The sequence below is a fragment of the Aliiroseovarius conchicola genome (genome assembly GCF_041403445.1).
GTDB classification, from domain to species: Bacteria; Pseudomonadota; Alphaproteobacteria; order Rhodobacterales; family Rhodobacteraceae; genus Aliiroseovarius; species Aliiroseovarius conchicola.
Map to the genome: position 1 here is coordinate 87,974 of NZ_JBGEHL010000001.1, position 18,067 is coordinate 106,040.

At 55.8% G+C, this 18,067-nt stretch carries 19 protein-coding genes and 1 pseudogene; 6 read left to right on the forward strand and 14 right to left on the reverse strand.

Translation table 11 applies throughout. The features are described from left to right. Positions 1–41 precede the first annotated feature (41 nt). The 4 genes from V6N04_RS00385 to V6N04_RS00400 all read right to left on the reverse strand — a co-directional run bounded on the left by V6N04_RS00385 (position 42) and on the right by V6N04_RS00400 (position 4,947). A complete protein-coding gene (locus tag V6N04_RS00385) occupies positions 42–2,744 on the reverse strand; it encodes an ATP-binding protein (protein ID WP_371168617.1) in 2,703 nt (900 codons plus the stop codon). A gap of 2 nt (positions 2,745–2,746) precedes the next feature. Then, positions 2,747–3,049, reverse strand: a complete 303-nt coding sequence (locus V6N04_RS00390; protein ID WP_371168130.1) for a hypothetical protein — start codon at positions 3,047–3,049, stop codon at positions 2,747–2,749. Between the two features lie 54 nt (positions 3,050–3,103). Continuing rightward, entirely contained in the window at positions 3,104–3,472 is a 369-nt protein-coding gene (locus V6N04_RS00395) for a response regulator transcription factor (protein ID WP_371168131.1), read from the reverse strand. Positions 3,473–3,603: 131 nt separating this feature from the next. Beyond that, on the reverse strand, positions 3,604–4,947 hold the full coding sequence (locus V6N04_RS00400; protein WP_371168132.1) for a short-chain fatty acyl-CoA regulator family protein: 1,344 nt from the start codon (positions 4,945–4,947) through the stop codon (positions 3,604–3,606). A 259-nt stretch (positions 4,948–5,206) separates the two neighbouring features. On the opposite strand from V6N04_RS00400, the gene V6N04_RS00405 reads away from it, so the two are divergent. From V6N04_RS00405 to aat, 6 genes are all read left to right on the forward strand, one after another. Next, positions 5,207–5,488: a glucose-6-phosphate isomerase gene (locus V6N04_RS00405; protein WP_371168133.1), complete on the forward strand. Its 282-nt coding sequence runs from the start codon at positions 5,207–5,209 to the stop codon at positions 5,486–5,488. A gap of 118 nt (positions 5,489–5,606) precedes the next feature. After that, on the forward strand, positions 5,607–6,149 hold the full coding sequence (locus V6N04_RS00410; protein WP_371168134.1) for a LuxR C-terminal-related transcriptional regulator: 543 nt from the start codon (positions 5,607–5,609) through the stop codon (positions 6,147–6,149). Positions 6,150–6,312: 163 nt separating this feature from the next. Beyond that, positions 6,313–6,726: a hypothetical protein gene (locus V6N04_RS00415; protein ID WP_371168135.1), complete on the forward strand. Its 414-nt coding sequence runs from the start codon at positions 6,313–6,315 to the stop codon at positions 6,724–6,726. Positions 6,727–6,876: 150 nt separating this feature from the next. Then, on the forward strand, positions 6,877–7,368 hold the full coding sequence (accB, locus tag V6N04_RS00420; protein WP_371168136.1) for an acetyl-CoA carboxylase biotin carboxyl carrier protein: 492 nt from the start codon (positions 6,877–6,879) through the stop codon (positions 7,366–7,368). Positions 7,369–7,378: 10 nt separating this feature from the next. Next, positions 7,379–8,731: an acetyl-CoA carboxylase biotin carboxylase subunit gene (gene accC / locus V6N04_RS00425; protein ID WP_371168137.1), complete on the forward strand. Its 1,353-nt coding sequence runs from the start codon at positions 7,379–7,381 to the stop codon at positions 8,729–8,731. Continuing rightward, a complete protein-coding gene (gene aat, locus V6N04_RS00430) occupies positions 8,715–9,395 on the forward strand; it encodes a leucyl/phenylalanyl-tRNA--protein transferase (protein WP_371168138.1) in 681 nt (226 codons plus the stop codon). Before accC ends, aat begins: the two co-directional genes overlap by 17 nt. Here the strand turns inward: aat and V6N04_RS00435 are convergent. The 10 genes and pseudogenes from V6N04_RS00435 to V6N04_RS00480 all read right to left on the reverse strand — a co-directional run bounded on the left by V6N04_RS00435 (position 9,359) and on the right by V6N04_RS00480 (position 18,038). Then, entirely contained in the window at positions 9,359–9,721 is a 363-nt protein-coding gene (locus tag V6N04_RS00435; RefSeq protein ID WP_371168139.1) for a DUF2155 domain-containing protein, read from the reverse strand. The genes aat and V6N04_RS00435 overlap by 37 nt on opposite strands. Further along, positions 9,718–10,173, reverse strand: coding sequence for an outer membrane lipid asymmetry maintenance protein MlaD (gene mlaD / locus V6N04_RS00440; RefSeq protein ID WP_371168140.1), 456 nt, complete (start codon positions 10,171–10,173; stop codon positions 9,718–9,720). Before mlaD ends, V6N04_RS00435 begins: the two co-directional genes overlap by 4 nt. A 44-nt stretch (positions 10,174–10,217) precedes the next feature. Next, a complete protein-coding gene (locus tag V6N04_RS00445; protein ID WP_371168141.1) occupies positions 10,218–10,592 on the reverse strand; it encodes an NADH:ubiquinone oxidoreductase subunit NDUFA12 in 375 nt (124 codons plus the stop codon). 77 nt (positions 10,593–10,669) lie between these two features. Next, complete coding sequence (locus tag V6N04_RS00450; protein ID WP_371168142.1) at positions 10,670–11,158, reverse strand: hypothetical protein; 489 nt, start codon at positions 11,156–11,158, stop codon at positions 10,670–10,672. A 7-nt stretch (positions 11,159–11,165) separates the two neighbouring features. After that, positions 11,166–12,434: an ATP-dependent Clp protease ATP-binding subunit ClpX gene (gene clpX / locus V6N04_RS00455; protein WP_371168143.1), complete on the reverse strand. Its 1,269-nt coding sequence runs from the start codon at positions 12,432–12,434 to the stop codon at positions 11,166–11,168. 162 nt (positions 12,435–12,596) lie between these two features. Beyond that, the gene (locus V6N04_RS00460) at positions 12,597–13,226 is read right to left on the reverse strand and encodes an ATP-dependent Clp protease proteolytic subunit (protein ID WP_371168144.1); all 630 of its coding nucleotides are present in this window, start codon (positions 13,224–13,226) and stop codon (positions 12,597–12,599) included. A gap of 237 nt (positions 13,227–13,463) precedes the next feature. After that, a pseudogene (locus V6N04_RS00465) lies at positions 13,464–14,315 on the reverse strand (ABC transporter permease); the annotation flags it as partial. A 5-nt stretch (positions 14,316–14,320) separates the two neighbouring features. Continuing rightward, positions 14,321–15,595, reverse strand: coding sequence for an ABC transporter permease (locus V6N04_RS00470; RefSeq protein WP_371168145.1), 1,275 nt, complete (start codon positions 15,593–15,595; stop codon positions 14,321–14,323). Between the two features lie 127 nt (positions 15,596–15,722). Next, on the reverse strand, positions 15,723–16,829 hold the full coding sequence (locus V6N04_RS00475; RefSeq protein WP_371168146.1) for an extracellular solute-binding protein: 1,107 nt from the start codon (positions 16,827–16,829) through the stop codon (positions 15,723–15,725). Between the two features lie 108 nt (positions 16,830–16,937). Then, positions 16,938–18,038, reverse strand: a complete 1,101-nt coding sequence (locus V6N04_RS00480) for an ABC transporter ATP-binding protein (protein ID WP_371168147.1) — start codon at positions 18,036–18,038, stop codon at positions 16,938–16,940. Positions 18,039–18,067: the final 29 nt, after the last annotated feature.

Below are 18,067 nucleotides of genomic sequence, written 5' to 3' on the forward strand. Positions count from 1 at the left end.
CCCTTAGACCTGCCAAGACAAGGTTTACAAATGGTTGAAATTCACTGCGAAAGAGGGATTTTTTCCGGGTTCAGCGTGACCCGAAACGCCGCTCCACTTTGACCAGGAAGGTAGCTGATTGAACCGCCGAGCCGAACCATGATTTCACGACAGATGGCCAGCCCAAGCCCAGCCCCGCCAGCGGCCGCATGGTCAGACAGGCGCGAGAATTTCTCGAATACCATGGCCTGACTGTCGGTTGGGATACCCGAACCGTTATCAACAAAGTCGATATGAACAGCACCTTTCCGCTTCCCAACCTTGATATACAGGCGTTTGTGGGGCGCATCACAATACTTGGCCGCATTCGCGATCAGGTTAATAAACACCTGCGCCAGCCTGTCGGTATCGGTGTTGACAAAAATGTCTTCGTCGGCTGGTTCGCGATAAATGCGCAGGTCTTCGGCATCAATCACGGAACGCGTCGCCCCCACTGCCCTGTCAAGTACGGCCGCCAATGCCTCGCGTTGTGGATTCAGTTGCACCTGCCCGTTTTCAAGAACACTCAAATCAAGCAGGTCATCCAAAAGCCGCGTCAGGCGAACCGCCTCGTCGTGAATGATTGAAGCGTGGCGATTGGCGGCATTCGGGTCTTGCACGCCGCCGTCGCGTAAAATCTCCGAGAACGCGCGGATCGATGTCATAGGGGTGCGGAGCTCGTGGCTAATCTGGCTTAGGAACGCGTCTTTCTGAATGGACAATTGGGTCAGCTTGTCATTCGCTTGAGACAGCTTTCTGGCTGTTCGCGTCAGCTCTTTCTGCTTCTCTTCAAGTTGTGATGAGTGCTCAAGCATCTGCTGCGTTTCGTCAGCAACCGCCATAAGATCATCCACCGAAACCGTAGCCCCACCCATAACCTGCGCAATCATGGCATGCGCCGTCGCTGCACCAACCGACCCCGACAACTCCCGCTCCAACCGGGACATGAAATCCGGAGTAGTATCAGGTAGATATCCCTCTTTCCCTTGCGCACGAGCCTGGGCTTGGAACAGCATCTGCGCGGGTTCTGATCCCATGGTACGCTGCGCCATGACCAACAAATCCTCAGACGCCGCGCCTGGAAAGCTCCAACCCTGCGTCGGATGGGTTTGCTCCAAGACGTTAACGAACTGCGCGCCCTGTAAGCGCTCCAGCGGGCTTGGGAACGAGACTAGTGAGAAGCCAACAAAGGCCAGACTGTTCAAGATCATTGACCAGAAGATCGCATGAACGACCGGATCCATCCCATCGATCCCGAACAATGCCTGGGGCTTGAGCCAAGACAACCCGAACGGCCCGTCCGTCAGCAAAACGGTGCTCATCACTCCGGCCTCACCAAAGCTTGGCAGAAACAGAGTGTAGGCCCATACCACAAACCCGGTGACCAACCCGGCTGCTGCACCAGTGCGCGATGCGCCACGCCAAAAAAGGCCGCCGGCCATGGCGGGCAAAACCTGCGCAACACCAGCAAACGAGATAAGCCCGATTGCCGCCAGCGCAGCGCCACCGCCAGACATACGGAAATAAAGATAACCCAGCGCCAGCACGCCGATGATCGACAAGCGGCGCGCAGTCAGCAAGATTTGCCGCACATCCCCCGAAACCGAGGCTTGTTCCGACCGGAAAGACAGCCAGATTGGCATGATGATGTGGTTCGAAACCATAGTGGCCAACGCAATCGAGGCCACGATCACCATGGATGTGGCCGAGCTAAAGCCCCCCAAAAACGAGAGCATAGCCAGGCCATCTTGTTCAAAATGCAGCGGGATGGTCAGGACGAATAGATCGGGGTTCTCGCCGGCTGGCAGGGTCGCCAGACCGACCACCGCGATGGGCAGAACAAAGAGGCTCATCAACAGCAAATAGGATGGAAATGCCCAAGCAGCGATGGACAACTGACGCTCGTTCACGTTCTCGACCACGAGGACATGGAACATACGCGGCAAAGTTAGAAAGGCGGCGGCAGATAGAAATGTCAAACCAACCCAGCGTCCGCTGGTGATGGTCCAAGCATTGTCAGGTGCAGCTTGCATCGCGCCTTCAATCGAACGGGCGATTTCAGATGGACCGCCACCGACGCCCCAAACGACGAACACGCCGACCGCAAGCAAGGCAACCAGTTTGACAACAGCCTCAACCGCGATGGCAGTTACGACCCCGTGATGGCGTTCATTCACGTCCAAATTACGGGTCCCAAACAAGATCGTGAACAACGCAAGCCCGCCAGCCACCCATAGCGCTGTCGCGTCAAGGTCAGGCAAGTTCCAACCCGCAGAGCGATCCCGCGCGAAGACAGCAAAAGATAGCGTAACTGATTGAAGTTGCAGGGCGATGTAAGGTGTTGTGCCAACCACCGCGATCAATGTGACGATCACACCAACTAGGTTCGACTTACCATATCGCGACGACAACAAATCCGCGATTGAGGTCACGCGCTGGGTGCGACCAACCCGGACCAAACGCCGTAAAAACCACCACCATCCGATCATCACAAGCGTCGGTCCAAGATAAATCGTCGCAAACTCCAACCCCGACCGCGCCGCGTATCCCACCGCGCCATAAAAAGTCCATGCCGTACAATAGACTGACAGCGACAACGTGTAGATCAGAGGGGCGCTGAGAAACCGGTTCTTCGTGCGAGCAGCCATTCTGTCCGCACCGAAAGCCACCAAAAACAGCACGATTACGTAAAGCAGACAAACCGCAACGAGTGTGTTGAACCCCAACACTATTCCGGTTCCTTACGTGATGTCAGAGTGTCGCCGTCTTTGCCCTGTTCCTGTCCGCCAGTGGATAGATCCGGCCCCGTCCCACCGCGCAGCCAGAACGAGATCACTGCGGTGGCCACGATCAATCCAAACCACGCCCCAAACAGAAACAATCCTTGCCGTGCGGTGCCTGCACCCGGTGCCAACAGTGGCAACAGAAACAGGAATGCACCGAGAACAGGCAACAGGCGGGCTGCGTCTTCCAACCTGCGCCGCCGGTAGCTTTGGCGCGCCAGGAACAAGGGTTCGCGCCGTGGCCTCATCCTGTGCGGCTCTTGAGGGCTAAGTATGTCAATCTGATACGTCGCATGACCCGGTTACGCCCCGACAAGATCGTTCAGCACCCGTAAAACTTCTGAGTTTGAAAAAGGTTTGGTCATGAATTGATTGACCCCTAGCCCCTCTGCTCGCTCCCGATCTGTCCGCTGACCGCGCGCGGTTAACATCAGAACTGGCAATCGACGCGTTTTTTGATTTGCGCGCAGGTCTTGCAAAATATCAAAGCCCGATCGTCCGGGCAACATGACATCCAACACCAAAACATCGGGGACGGCATCCAGCACCGCATCAACAGCTGTTTCTCCGTCGTCATGTGTCTCAACGGTCCATCCATCACGACTGAGAATGAACTTAATCGCTTCCGCGATATTCGGTTCATCCTCGATGACGAGCACCTGTTTTTGCATAAATCCCCCTATCAAAGCTCGGCGCACCGACCTTGGAAGGAATATCAACAAAGCGCACCACCATGTCAAAGCAAACTGGTGGCCGCGACGGACAGAGCACTGCAACGCAATTGCTGTCTTGGGTCGAGCGATCAGGCGGATGCGGGCGCAGACAGAAATGACGCCTCGCGCCGCGCCACGCAATCGTCGCGCGGGCAAATCCGACAGGAAGAGCCGACGGGCAAGATTGCCCCCGCGCGTGTCTCCCGCGATGTGTCGTCGACCGGTGCGATCAACATGACGGCTTCAAGAACCGGCGGTCGGTCAAAGCGGACGTCCCGTTTGGGCGCACAAATCGCTTGGCACATAAAGCGCTGCGGGGCTGGGCCGGGCATCTCAACAATCTCGCGCACTGGTTGCCCCGGACTACGCAGAGCACGGTACAGAGGCCAATAGGCGCAAGCCGCACCAAACCGCGGCACGTTGAAGCCTGCTAGTGGTTTTCGCAGTAGAAGCGCGCCAGTGCCGTCACAGGATACGAGGCCCATTGCCCTTTGCCCGGGCAAAGGCGGCACAGTGGCCAACCGCCGCATAACCGCTTGCAAAGGTTGGTCAAAATGCTCAGCTAAGCGGCTGAGGTCATCACTAAATTCGGCACGCGCCTTTTGAAAACCATCCAACGGCATCCACAACGCGTCTGCTGCATACTGCTTGAAATACGTCGCCCAGATTGCTTTGGCATTTGCCGTCGCATGGTCGGCCACATCATCGACAATTGCTTCAATCTTCGCGGCAAACTCCTGTTGCTCGAGCGAATAGGTTTCTTCCAGTTCTGGGAGAAAGTGCTGACGCGCCTCGAGATACGCGGCGAGTTCTTCGCCCGGGGCGACCGGAGCCATCTCGCGATCACTACCCGCATCCAAATACTCGACAAGCCCTTGGGCGGCGTCGGACAGCCGGCGCCCTTCCTGTCGCATATTGCCCATGAAGCGCGATTGCCAATCCGGGTCGACTTCGCCTCCGCCGGTCAAGATGCCAACTGTCGACCGGATCGCGGTCACGGCGGAAATAACCTCGTGCAAAGAAGCCGCGAGCTCTGGGTCATGAGTCAAGCGGTCAGACAGAGCCTCGACCAGTTCCTCAAGCTCGCGATTCCGTTGATATTGTGAGGCGATTAAAGCAGCCCAGCCGGGGAAACGCCCAGCCATATCTTCCACCCGAGCAAGTTCGGGTTCGGCTTTGGGCATCCGTTGAGCCGCCTCGCGCAGGGCAGCCAGCAACGCAGCCTCGGCACCTTCGCTTAACGAACGTGGGTCCGTCCGTAACGCCGTCGCGATGTCCGCCAATAGCGTCGTGCTGACCCGTCGCCGATTGTGTTCGATCAAATTGAGGTACGCCGCCGAAATCCCAACGGTCTTGGCGAGTGATGCCTGCTTTTGACCCAAAAACAAGCGGCGCTCGCGAATTCGACTACCTGTCAATCGTGATTGCGGCATAGGGGCCTCATGTGTGAACGCTAAATTTACAATTCGTCCAAGTATTGCGGGATTTGTTTACAAGAATTCCGTTTTGTTTGAAATGTTTGTTTACCTGTTTTCAGATCCACAACAGCAGAGACCAAACACTCTTCCAAAATCAAAGCCCTAACTTGGCGGGTTCCCGCCAGTTCTACGCCTGCCCTAGAAGACAGCATTCCCTTGCCTCTTAATTTCTTCCAAAGTTAGGATGAACGCAGATTTCATCCAGGAGGATATTATGAAAAAAACTGCATTGACCTTGGCCTGTGTGGCCGCGCTGGCCTTTACAGCCTGCAATCGACCGTTAACGGATCAGGAAAAGACCATCGTCGGTGGCCTAGGCGGGATTACTGCTGGTCTGATCACCGCAAATGCGATTGGCGCGAACAAGAACTGGACCGTTCTGACCACATTGGCTGGCGCCGCAGCAGGTATTATGGTTGCCCGCAACTATCAAACCAACATGTGTGCTTTTTCGAACGGCGACGGCACCTATCGCCAGCGCCCCTGCCCGACCTAAGGGCGATGTTGCAATTCTGTAATGCTAAGGCGCGCCACAAGGTGCGCCTTTTCTTTTTTGGGCAGATTGGTCACCTCAGTTGATTGAACTGCCCGTTCGGCTTTGGCAAGATAGCGACATGACGCAAATGGACCTTGCCTTCATGCACGCCCCGACCGGGCTTGCGCTGACCGAAAACCGGATCGTACAGCAATGCAATTTGCGCTTCGCCGAGATGTTCGGCGGCGATCTGGAGACATTCACGAACATGCCGTTTGAACGGCTCTATCCATCGACCAAGGACTACGAGAAAGTCGCCCAAGTCGGGGAAGACATTTTGCGTGAAACCGGTCGCTATGAGGACGAGCGCATTATGCGACGTTTGGATGGTGAGCTGTTTTGGTGCCGCGTTCGCGGGACCAGCATGACCCCGGATAACCCATTCCGCAAAGGCGTGTGGAGCCTTGCAGATCTATCTGCTGAACGTCCTGTCGTGGAACTGACACCGCGCGAACGGGAGGTTGCTATCCTGACGTGTCAGGGTAGAACCTCGAAAGAAATTGGGCGGCAGCTGGATCTAAGCTATCGAACAGTCGAAGCCCACCGTGCCCGTTTGTTGCAAAAATTCGGCGCACGCAAACTGCCCGAGCTGGTCGCAAAGTTCTCTGGAATGCCTCTTTGATTGGTGCAGGACCAAACTACGGACGATGTTTCCGCAGCTCCGCCTCCGAGAATTAACCAATGTTACTGATTGTTAAGCCCCGTTAACGGCGCGGTAACACAGATTAATTATCGTAGATACCGGCTGGTCTTGAGGACCAGTGCGAATGACAATGGAGCAACAAATGGAGTTTACAGTACCTGCCCCATTAGGGGCTCACGCCAGTTTGCTGGCACAGATGCCGACGCGAAAACCGCCCGACAGTTCAAAAGTCGAGGCCGCGCCTGATGCCGGCAAGGCACGCGCGCACATGCACAACTCAAACCGACATGGAACCGCTGATGATGGGGAACACATATCGCGCGCCGATGTCGATGAAGACATTCGCCCAGATACCCTGGCGGGCCCGCCTCCGACATTTCAGATAAACGTGTTGGAGATGGAGCAAAAGTTGCAACAACAGCTTGCCCTGATCGAAGCAGAGCGTGCACAGCAGAACCAACCAAGCCTACCCAAGTCCGATCAACCGGACAATTCAGAGGACGCGGATGCACGCCCCGAGACAGCAAAACACCCGACGCAAACCGATCTGACCTGACCAGTGCGGCGCACCCAGCGGGTCGCCCACTGACCCGATTTTCTGTTTTCGCTAACCTTCACGCTTTTCTCCCCTTACGTAGCGTCTTATAAGCGTTGCAATGATATATTGCCCGCACACAGGATGGGCGGCGAAATGAGGGTGAGGCCCATGACCAAAAAGAACCACCAAAGTGACGTGTCCTTCATTGAGGCACTGGCAAAACTCTTGCAGGAAAACGACCTGACCGAGCTGGAAGTGATGCGCGACTACGGCGAAAACGACAGCCTGAATGTCAGAGTCAGCCGCGCCAAGGAAGTGGTCCAGATCGCAGCCCCCGTGGCCGCAGCAGCGCCCGCCGCAGTGACAGCACCAGCCGCCGCTCCGGCGCCCCAAGCCGCCGCCCCATCAGATGATCCGTCCAGTCACCCCGGCGCAGTTGCGTCGCCCATGGTTGGCACCGTCTATCTTCAATCCGAGCCCGGAACGCCAGCCTTTGTAAGTGTCGGCGATCAGGTTGCTGAAGGTCAGACCATCCTCATCGTGGAAGCGATGAAAACCATGAACCAAATCCCGGCCCCCAAAGCTGGTACGGTGAAACGCATATTGGTCGAAGACGGTGCCCCGGTTGAGTTCGGCGCGCCCCTGATGATCATCGAATAAGGGACATCACATGGCCCAGTTCGACAAAATCCTGATCGCCAACCGCGGAGAGATTGCCCTGCGCGTCATCCGTGGCGCACGCGAAATGGGGATCAAAACAGTTGCTGTCCACTCGACCGCTGACGTTGACGCAATGCATGTGCGCATGGCGGACGAAAGCGTCTGTATCGGACCGCCTCCGGGCACCGACAGCTATCTATCGATCCCCGCCATCATCGCCGCGTGTGAAATCACTGGCGCGCAAGCAGTTCACCCCGGCTATGGCTTCCTGTCTGAGAACGCGCAGTTTGTGCAGGTTCTGGAAGATCACGAGATCACATTCATCGGTCCTTCGGCCGAACATATCCGCATGATGGGTGACAAGATCACCGCCAAGGAAACCGCAATCAAGTTGGGCATCCCCGTTGTTCCGGGTTCCGATGGTGGTGTCCCTGACATCGAAACCGCCCGTAAGGCGGCAGCGGACATGGGTTATCCGGTCATCATCAAAGCCACCGCAGGTGGCGGTGGACGTGGTATGAAGGTTGCCGAAACCGAAGCCGATATCGAAATGGCGTTTTCGACCGCACGCTCTGAAGCGAAAAGCGCCTTTGGGAATGACGAAGTATATATGGAGAAGTATCTCCAAACTCCGCGCCACATCGAAGTGCAGGTCTTTGGCGACGGCCAAGGTGGCGGTGTCCATCTGGCTGAACGCGACTGCTCGCTCCAGCGGCGCCACCAGAAAGTGTTCGAAGAGGCCCCCGGCCCCAGCATCACACCCGAAGAACGCGCCCATATTGGCGGCATCTGCGCCAACGCAATCGCCGAGATGGGATATCGCGGCGCCGGTACGATCGAGTTCCTCTATGAAAATGGCGAATTCTATTTCATCGAGATGAACACCCGCCTTCAAGTCGAGCACCCGGTGACTGAAGCCATTTTCGGCGTCGACCTGGTTCGCGAACAAATTCGCGTGGCCGAAGGGATGACATTGTCATTCGGTCAGGATGAGCTTGAAGTGAACGGCCATGCCATCGAGGTACGTTTGAACGCGGAAAAGCTGCCAAACTTCGCCCCCAGCCCCGGTAAGATTACCCAGTATCACGCGCCCGGCGGGCTTGGCGTTCGGATGGATTCAGCGCTGTATGACGGCTATTCGATCCCACCTTACTACGACAGCCTGATCGGCAAGCTGATCGTGCATGGGCGCGACCGGCCAGAGGCCCTGGCCCGCCTGCATCGTGCCTTGGGCGAGTTGATCATCGACGGGATCGAGACCACTGTGCCCCTGTTTGATGCGCTGTTGGCCGAAGACGACATCCAAACAGGCAACTACAACATCCACTGGCTGGAACGCTGGCTGGATGAAAATTTGGGTTAAGGGGCCATTGGCCCCGCCCAAAGATCCGCCACCTCTGAGCGCCGATCTGCTGTTGCGCGCCTACGCCATGGGAATTTTCCCGATGGCCGAAAGCCGCGATGATCCGCGCGTATTCTGGGTCGATCCAGAAGCGCGCGGTATCATCCCGCTGGAAGGGTTCCACATCTCTCGCAGTCTTGCGCGAACGATCCGGCGTGAACCCTTTCAGGTCAAGTTGAACACAGATTTCGAACGCACTGTCATGGCCTGTGCAGAACGAGACGAAACGTGGATCAACGCCACCATCTTTGACCTGTATCTAGAGCTACACGAGATGGGCCATGCCCATTCGCTAGAGCTTTGGGAAGGGGCGGAACTGATTGGCGGCGTCTATGGCGTTTCGCTTGGGCGGGCATTCTGCGGCGAAAGCATGTTCTCGCGTAGGCGTGATGCCTCTAAGATCGCGCTGGCGTATTTGGTGCGGCATCTAACATATACCGGCTTCATGCTTTTCGATACACAATTCCTGACACCACATCTCGCCAGCCTGGGTGCAAAAGAAGTACCGCGTGCCACGTATCACGAGCTGTTAGAGGCCGCATTGTCCGATGGTATCGCAGATATCGGCGCGCGCGCCCTGCCCGATGCCTATTCTATCGCGCAGCGCAACACCCACACGTCATAGCGCGGGTGGTCCAATGCATTCAGTGCCGGGGATGACGCAATCATCCAGCCCTCAAACGTCGTTTGGTCCGAGTTGCCATCACGGATGACCAACCACGCATAGGCATCGCCTGACGGGTTATCGGTTGGATAGCGGCATTCGCCAAGAGTCACACGAAGCTTACCCAGCTCGACCGTGTCTCCGATCTGCATCGAGAAATCGATCGGCGCGCCGGACACTTTGTCCAATCCGCGCAACATCGCCCCGCTGGCTTTTCCAGTCTGAGCGATGGCGGGGATCGCGGCTGTCAGGATGAACGCGACGGTCGACAGGGCGCGAAAGATCACTTCGCGTCCTCGCTGCCCGCGACGTATTTCAGCAAAAGCTGCACGAGGCTGACCGATCCTTGCGTGTCCTCGATCTCGGCACCGGGTTCAAGATTGAAGGGAGACCCGCCGGGCAAAAGCTCTACATAAGAGCCGCCCAAAAGCCCCTCGGACGAGATGATGACAGCGGTATCCTCTGGCAGTGCGACATCGGCCTGAACCGTAAAGGCCGCATCGGCACGATAGGTTTCGGGATTCAAATCTATGCCTGTCACAGCTCCGACTTTCACGCCGCCCAAACGTACATCTGTACCGACAGAGATACCGTCAGCAGTGCGAAACGACGCGCTGTAGCTGCTAACATCGCCAGCGCCAGACAAGCCTACAATCTGGCCTGCATAAAGGAAGAATCCGACCGCAGCGGCAAGCACAATGCTGCCTGTGATCACTTCTGTTGTGTGACTGTCACTCATGCCAAACCCTTTCGAACAGGCCGCTTACCTGATCGCGTTGCCAATTACTCCGGCTGCCACGCTTCATAGTCACGACGATCCGCAGGCTTTGCCTGACGCAAAGATCCTGACGGCGCATAGGCCATCGCCGTTCCGGTCATGTTATCCTGATGCGGCTTCTCCCAATCCTTGTGGACCAAGGGGGTATCTTCTGGGCAATTGTCGAACGTGTGGTGCAACCACCCGTGCCATTCGGGGCTGACGCGACTTGCTTCGGGTTCTCCATTGAAAATCACCCAACGCCGGCTGTCATCGCGGTTGCGGTAAAAGACGTTTCCTTGCGCATCTTCACCCACCTTTTCGCCTTTGCGCCAGGTGAACAAACGTGTGCCAATGGTTTCTCGGTGATACCAAGTCAGCAAGGACAGGATGAAACGCATATCAGTCTCCGGTTTTACTCTTACTTCATATGGCGCAATTCGGAAGGAAGGTCCAGCGAGTACCGCCAAACCGGCCATTAATCACCGTATCTAAATTGCACGGCAAATCCCTCCATCGGGGAATAAATGTTGATCTTTTCATGGTCTCCCCAATAGTAAGATCCTTGAGAATAAAGTGCTCTATCAAACATCACCCAAATCTTCCTTGGCATTAGACTTTCGCAAAGGTTCATAAGCGAGGTTTCACCCGAACCTGGCATTGTCTCCTCTGGAGCGGGTGTCTGTTGCCAATTCTCAGTGGCAAATGCCCCGAATGGACCTCTTACAATCTTTTCCGGTGGGAACGGGTCCGTCGGCTGCGAAAGCGCTACAAGGGCATATGTACATCCCGCTCCCCAATGCTCACTGAAGTGATGCCTGCGTGCGTGTAAAATTTCTGAGTAGTCAACAACGCCGTCAAATAGTTCCTTGGCATAACCACGACCCGAAACCCACTGGCGTACATGAAGCAATAACATCATCACGACAACCGCAATTGTAAGCCATTTGGACAGGGTGTAGAACATCTACAGTTTAGCTTGCGCTGACTTCTTCCTTGGCACCTTCGCCGTAGATTATCAGCGGCTTCGCGCCTGCATTAACGGATTCTTCGTTCACCACGACCTCGTCCACATTTTCCAGACCCGGCAAGTCGAACATGGTGTCGAGCAGGATATCTTCCATGATGGACCGCAATCCACGCGCGCCGGTCTTGCGTTCAATCGCACGCTTGGCGATGGCTTTCAGCGCATCCTCGGTGAAGGTCAGCTGCGCCTCTTCCAATTCGAACAGGCGTTGATATTGCTTGACCAGTGCATTCTTAGGTTTGGTCAAGATCGTGACCAGAGCGTCCGCGTCCAAGTCTTCCAGCGTCGCAATGACCGGTAGACGGCCAACGAATTCCGGTATCAGTCCGAATTTCAGCAGGTCTTCAGGCTCCAACTCTTGGAATAGCTCGCCCACACCGCGGTCATCGTTTTCACGCACATCGGCCCCAAAGCCCATGGCCGAGCCCTTGCCGCGCTGCGCGATGATTTTGTCGAGGCCAGCGAAGGCACCACCACAGATGAACAAGATGTTCGTTGTGTCCACCTGCAGGAATTCCTGCTGCGGGTGCTTGCGACCACCTTGTGGAGGAACAGAAGCCACGGTGCCCTCCATGATCTTCAGAAGCGCTTGTTGCACACCCTCGCCCGACACATCGCGAGTGATCGAGGGGTTGTCGGACTTCCGGGTGATCTTGTCGACCTCGTCAATATAGACAATGCCGCGTTGCGCGCGTTCAACATTGTATTCGGATGCCTGAAGCAGCTTCAGGATGATATTCTCAACATCTTCACCCACGTAACCGGCTTCGGTCAGCGTGGTGGCGTCCGCCATTGTGAACGGTACATCCAGAATGCGGGCCAGTGTTTGGGCCAGAAGCGTCTTACCGCAACCGGTTGGGCCGATCAGCATGATGTTGGATTTTGCCAGCTCAATCTCATCGCCAGCAGCGGCGGCGTGATTCAAACGCTTGTAGTGGTTGTGCACGGCCACGGACAACACGCGCTTGGCATGGCCCTGCCCAATGACATAGTCATCCAGAACTTCACAAATCTCTATCGGAGTTGGCACGCCATCGGCGGCTTTCAGCCCGGAGGTCTTAGTTTCCTCGCGAATGATGTCCATGCAAAGCTCGACACATTCGTCGCAGATGAACACGGTTGGCCCCGCGATCAGCTTGCGCACTTCGTGCTGGCTTTTGCCACAGAACGAGCAATACAGGGTGTTTTTGCTGTCGCCGGAGGAATTGTTCGCCATTATCTCGTCCTATTGGGTCCCATCGGGGATCCGGTTTGCGCGTTCGGGTCGTAATATTGCCCGTGGCCCTAATCCTAGGCCAGTGTCCGGGCAGGTACAATCCGGTTTTTCGGAAGGCCCGCCCGGTGTGTCATCGCCCGATCTTACGACCGGGCCATGCGTTTACTCTTCGTCATCGCCCTTGGCGCGATTTTCGACGATCTCGTCAATATGACCCCAATCCTTCGCTTCCTGAGGCGACATGAAGTTGTCGCGCTCCAGCGCTTTTTCAACTTCTTTCAGGGTGTTGCCAGTGTGTTTGACATAGATCTGGTGCAGTGTGTCCTTAACCTTCTGGGTCTCAGCCGCGTGGATCATGATATCGGTCGCCTGACCTTGGAACCCGCCCGACGGCTGGTGCACCATAATGCGCGAATGTGGCAACGAGAAACGCATGCCCTTTTCACCTGCAACAGACAGAACCGATCCCATCGAAGCCGCCTGGCCAATCACCAAGGTCGACACAGCCGGTTTGATGTATTGCATCGTGTCATAGATCGACAGGCCCGAGGTCACGACACCGCCGGGCGAGTTGATATACATCGAGATTTCTTTTTTCGGGTTCTCAGCCTCAAGGTGCAAAAGCTGCGCCACGATCAGGCTGGACATCCCGTCGTGAATGGGGCCGTTCACAAAAATGATCCGCTCTTTCAAAAGGCGAGAGAAGATATCGTAGGCCCGTTCCCCGCGTGAGGTCTGTTCGACCACCATGGGCACAAGAGTGTTGTTGTAGATTTCGAGTGGATCGTGCATTTCAGCCTGCTTTCATGTTCACGCCAGAGCCATCTGTTCGGCCCCTGTCGGGTGATGTTAGTGCCGGGCGAAACTGGCTGCAAGGGGGGCCGGTCAACATGCCTGACACACCCGGACACATTCGCATCAGGGATGCATGAAAGTGGTTAATAAATCGCTGAGCACGGCGCGCGCTCCGCAAAAAAAATACGGCGCCAAGAGCGGCGCCGTATCTGAAAGACTTGGTGGTGTCAGGTCTCAGCCCGGGCTGAGCCCCCTCAGTCGCTCTGAACGGCGGCGCAACAGCTCGACAACCGTCAGCAGTATAATCGATATTCCAACAAGAATGGTCGCGACCGCAAGGATGGTTGGACTGATCTGCTCGCGCAGGCCCGTAAACATCTGCCAAGGTAGCGTTTGTTGTTTGGCCGAGCCGACGAAGATCACCACCACAACCTCGTCAAACGACGTGATGAAGGCAAATAGCGCGCCCGAGATCACGCCCGGCAAGATGAGTGGCATTTGCACCCGGAAGAACGTCGTCACCGGATCGGCCCCCATATTGGCCGCCGCACGGGTCAGCGAGCGATCAAAGCCCACAAGCGTTGCCGTCACCGTGATGATGACAAAGGGGATACCCAGTGCGGCGTGAGCTAAGACCACCCCCCAATAGGTGCCTGCCAGCCCGATTTTTGAATAGAAAAAGTACATGCCCGCCGCCGAAATGATCAGCGGTACAATCATGGGCGAAATCAAGATCGCCATAATCGCACGTCGCGCAGGTACGTGCGACTGGCTCAGCCCGATAGCCGCCAGAGTCCCCAGCGAAACCGAGATGACGGTCGCTACCGGTGCAATCCTGACAGAGTTCCACAGTGCATCCTGCCAATCCGGGTTCGAGAAGAAGTCTCGGTAGTGTTTCAGCGAATACCCAGCGGGATCAAAGCTCAGCATTTCCTTGGTGAAGGTAAAGAAGTCCTGAGAGTTGAAGCTCAGCGGGATCACCACAAGGATTGGACCGATCAGGAAGAAGAAGATCAACCCGCAGATCACTCGGAATGTATAATGCCAGACCCGTTGGCCGGTGCTTGCATATGGAGGAAGTGCCATGTCCGTTACCCCAGCTTCACGTTGTCGATGCCGACGATCTTGTCATAGGCCCAGTAAAGAACCAGAACGACCGCCAGAAGGATTGCGCCAAGCGCCGAGGCCAAGCCCCAGTTCAGCGATGATGAAATGTGGAAGGCGATCTGGTTCGAAATGAACGTGCCCTTTGTACCCCCGACTAGAGCAGGCGTAATGTAGTAGCCAATCGCTAGAATGAAGACGAGGATCGAACCCGCCCCGATGCCCGGAATAGTCTGCGGGAAATAGACGCGCCAGAAGGCTGTCCAATCCGTCGCTCCCAAGCTTTTCGCAGCCCGCAGATATGTCGGCGGGATCGTCTGCATCACCGAATACATCGGCAAGATCATGAACGGCAGAAGAATGTGGGTCATCGCCACGATCGTGCCGAACTGGTTGTTGATGATCACGAGGCGCGCATCATCGGGCACCAGCCCGATATAAACGAGGATATCATTGATCACCCCCTGCTGTTGCAGCAGGATTTTCCAAGCCGACGTCCGCACCAGAAGCGACGTCCAGAACGGAAGCAGCACCAAGATCATCAGGAGATTGGCTTTTCGCGTCGGAAGGTTGGCCAATATCCAAGCGACAGGATAGGCCAAAACGATGCAGGAGAAAGTGATCAACAGCGACATCCACAACGTCCGCTTCAAAAGCTTCATATAGATTTGTTCGCTTTCAGGCCGGCTTTCCGCACCATCTGGCCCCACACGCATGTCAACAGCGTTCAAGAAATAGCCTGATGTTGTGGCAGGTGAATAGGTCTTGATGGTGCGCCAAACCTCTGCATCACCCCAACCTTCGTTGAGTTCGATCAACTGCTCTTTCCAGGGTCCGCCTGCTTCTAGATCGAATTTCTTCGCCTTCCGGCCCGTTTTTCGGAAAATGGACGCGATGCCCGGATTTTCATAGTTGAGACGAGTGCCAACTTTTGTGTGGGTTTTCTCGGCGGCAGCATCCTTCATATCGGCAGCCATCGCGGCGTAAACCGACTCGGGTGGAAGTTCTCCGGTATTGGGGTCCCATTCCGCCAGCGCCTCGACACTGCGTGGTAGCGTTTTGACGACGATCCCGTTTTCAATCGAGCGATACAACATGTCACCGATTGGCAAGATAAAGCTAACCAGAATGAACAGCAGCAACGGCGCAATCAAAAGCAATGCCCGCATTTTTTGACGCCTGAGGGCGCGTGCCAAGCTGCGTTTTAGCGGCGTTCCATCTGCGGCCAGAACGGGGCCGCCCGTATCGGTCATATCGCTCATATCTTCCCTGTCAGCGTTAGCTTTTTATTGTTTCAGAAGCGGTCAAAGTGACAAACAAAAGGCGCAAAAAGCGTCGTCATAAAATAAAGGGTGAGAGGGGCCAGACAGCCCCTCTCGAAAGCCAGTATTACTTGGCCAACCATGCTTCGAACTTAGCGTTCAGATCGTCGCGGTTGTCTGCCCACCATTCGTAGTCATAAATATGGACGTTACCTGCGTTTGCAGGGTCTGTCGGCATATGCGGCGCCATGTCGATGCCCAGGTCGGCGTGCTTACCAACCAGAGGAGCCGACGACTTACGGGCCGGACCGTACGAGATGTACTTGGCCTGATCTGCCAGACGCTGCGTGTCAGTTGCGAACTTCAGGAAGTCCATAACACGTGCTTTACGTGCATCGGTCAGACCAGCGGGAACAATCCAACCGTCAAGGTCGAAGGACTGCATGTCCCAAAGCATACCAATCGGCTGATTCTGCTCAGCAATTGCCGAGAACAGGCGACCGTTATAGGTCGAACCCATGACAACTTCACCGTCTGCCAGCAGCTGAGGTGTCTCAGCACCAGCTGTCCACCAGACAACATCATCTTTGATGGTCGCAAGCTTATTCAGCGCCTGTGTCACACCCTCGTCGGTACCCAGAACGTTGTAGATCTCGTCCTTAGCAACACCGTCGCAGTAGAGAGCCCATTCCATGTTGTCGATTGGGCGCTTCTGCAATGCACGTTTGCCTGGGTATTTCGCCAGATCAAAGATGTCACAGACAGAGGTTGGAGCCTCTGCACCAACCAAGTCAGTGCGGTATCCGAACGTGGTCGAGTAAACGATCTGCGGTACGAAGCAGTCCGACACGATCAGGTCGCCGAAATCTTCTGATGCAGATGTGCCGTCAGGAGCAGCTGCCAGATCTTCGTCATGGTTCAGCTCTTCCGCAAGGCCTTCGTCGCACAGACGCATGGCGTCCGAGGCCACTGCGTCAACAAGATCCCAGGTCACATTGCCGGTTTCGTCCATCGCACGCAGCTTGGCAACGGCCTCGCCAGATGCTTCTTCCCAAGTGACTTTAACCTCGGGATGCATTTCAAGATATGGCTCGACGTAAGCTTTGATTTGGCTGGCCTGATACGCACCACCCCAAGATACGAGCGTCATCTCGTTGGCCATGTCTTCAGCCGACGCCGCACCTGCGGTAGCGGTCAGGGCCGAACAGGCCAAAAGACTCTTCACTAGTTTCATTATTTCTCTCCCTAGTTTTCCCGTTTGGTTGGTTGGGTTCACACGAACGGGCACATTGTGAACCACTGACTGAATTGCTTTGCACCTGATGGCCCAAAGCAAACGGTATCAAGCGTCCAGCGCGCGACAATCGGATGGCACCCAGCCGATTTCGATCTGTTGCCCTGGTTTCAAGCGGTCAACATCCGGAGCATTCCGGGTCTTGATGATAAACTCATCATTGCCAGCAACCCGAAGACGGGTGCGGAAAATGTCGCCCATGTAGATAAATTCGAGCACTTCTGCCTTGAGCGTATGAGCGCCCTCTTGCAGACGTTCCTTGTTGTATTCCACGCGCTCTGGGCGGATCGAAACTGTTGTGCGGTCACCAACCTTCGTCACGTTGATCGGCGTCGCATCAAGTTCTTCACCGTCATCCAAACGCACAACACAATGGTCACCGGATATCTCGGTTACGACACCCTCCAAAGTATTGTTTTCGCCGATGAATTGCGCCACGAAACTATTTTCCGGCTTTTCATAGAGAAGGTCTGGCGGCGCCAGCTGCTGAATGCGGCCATCATCAAAGACCGCGACGTTATCTGACATCGTCAGTGCTTCGGTCTGGTCGTGGGTCACGTAAACGGTGGTGATGCCCAGCTCATGCGCCAAGTGGGTGATTTCGAACTGCATCTTTTCACGCAATTGCTTATCAAGCGCGCCCAGCGGCTCATCCATCAACACCAGTTCCGGCTCGAACACCAGAGCCCGCGCCAAAGCGACACGCTGTTGCTGACCACCCGAAAGCTGCGCCGGACGGCGGCCACCGAAGTCACCCATCTCGACCATATCGAGCGCGCGTTTCACCTTCGCCTCTCGATCCGATTTACCGATCTTCCGCACCTCCAGTGGGAAAGACAGGTTTTCGGCAATCGTCATGTGGGGAAATAGTGCGTAGTTCTGGAAAACCATCCCGATGCCGCGCTTGTGGGGCGGGATGTTGTTGATGGGCTTACCGCCCAATCGGATGTCGCCATGCGTGGCAGTTTCAAACCCCGCCAACATCATCAGGCATGTGGTCTTGCCCGACCCGGAAGGCCCGAGCATTGTCAGAAATTCGCCCTTCGCAACCGAGAGGTTAAGGTCTTTGACGACCAGCGTTTCCCCGTCATAGCTTTTCTGGACACGATCGAAAACGACGAACCCGTCGTCGGAAATTGAATCAGCCAAGTGACCCCCCTGGTCAGTTTTTTTACTTT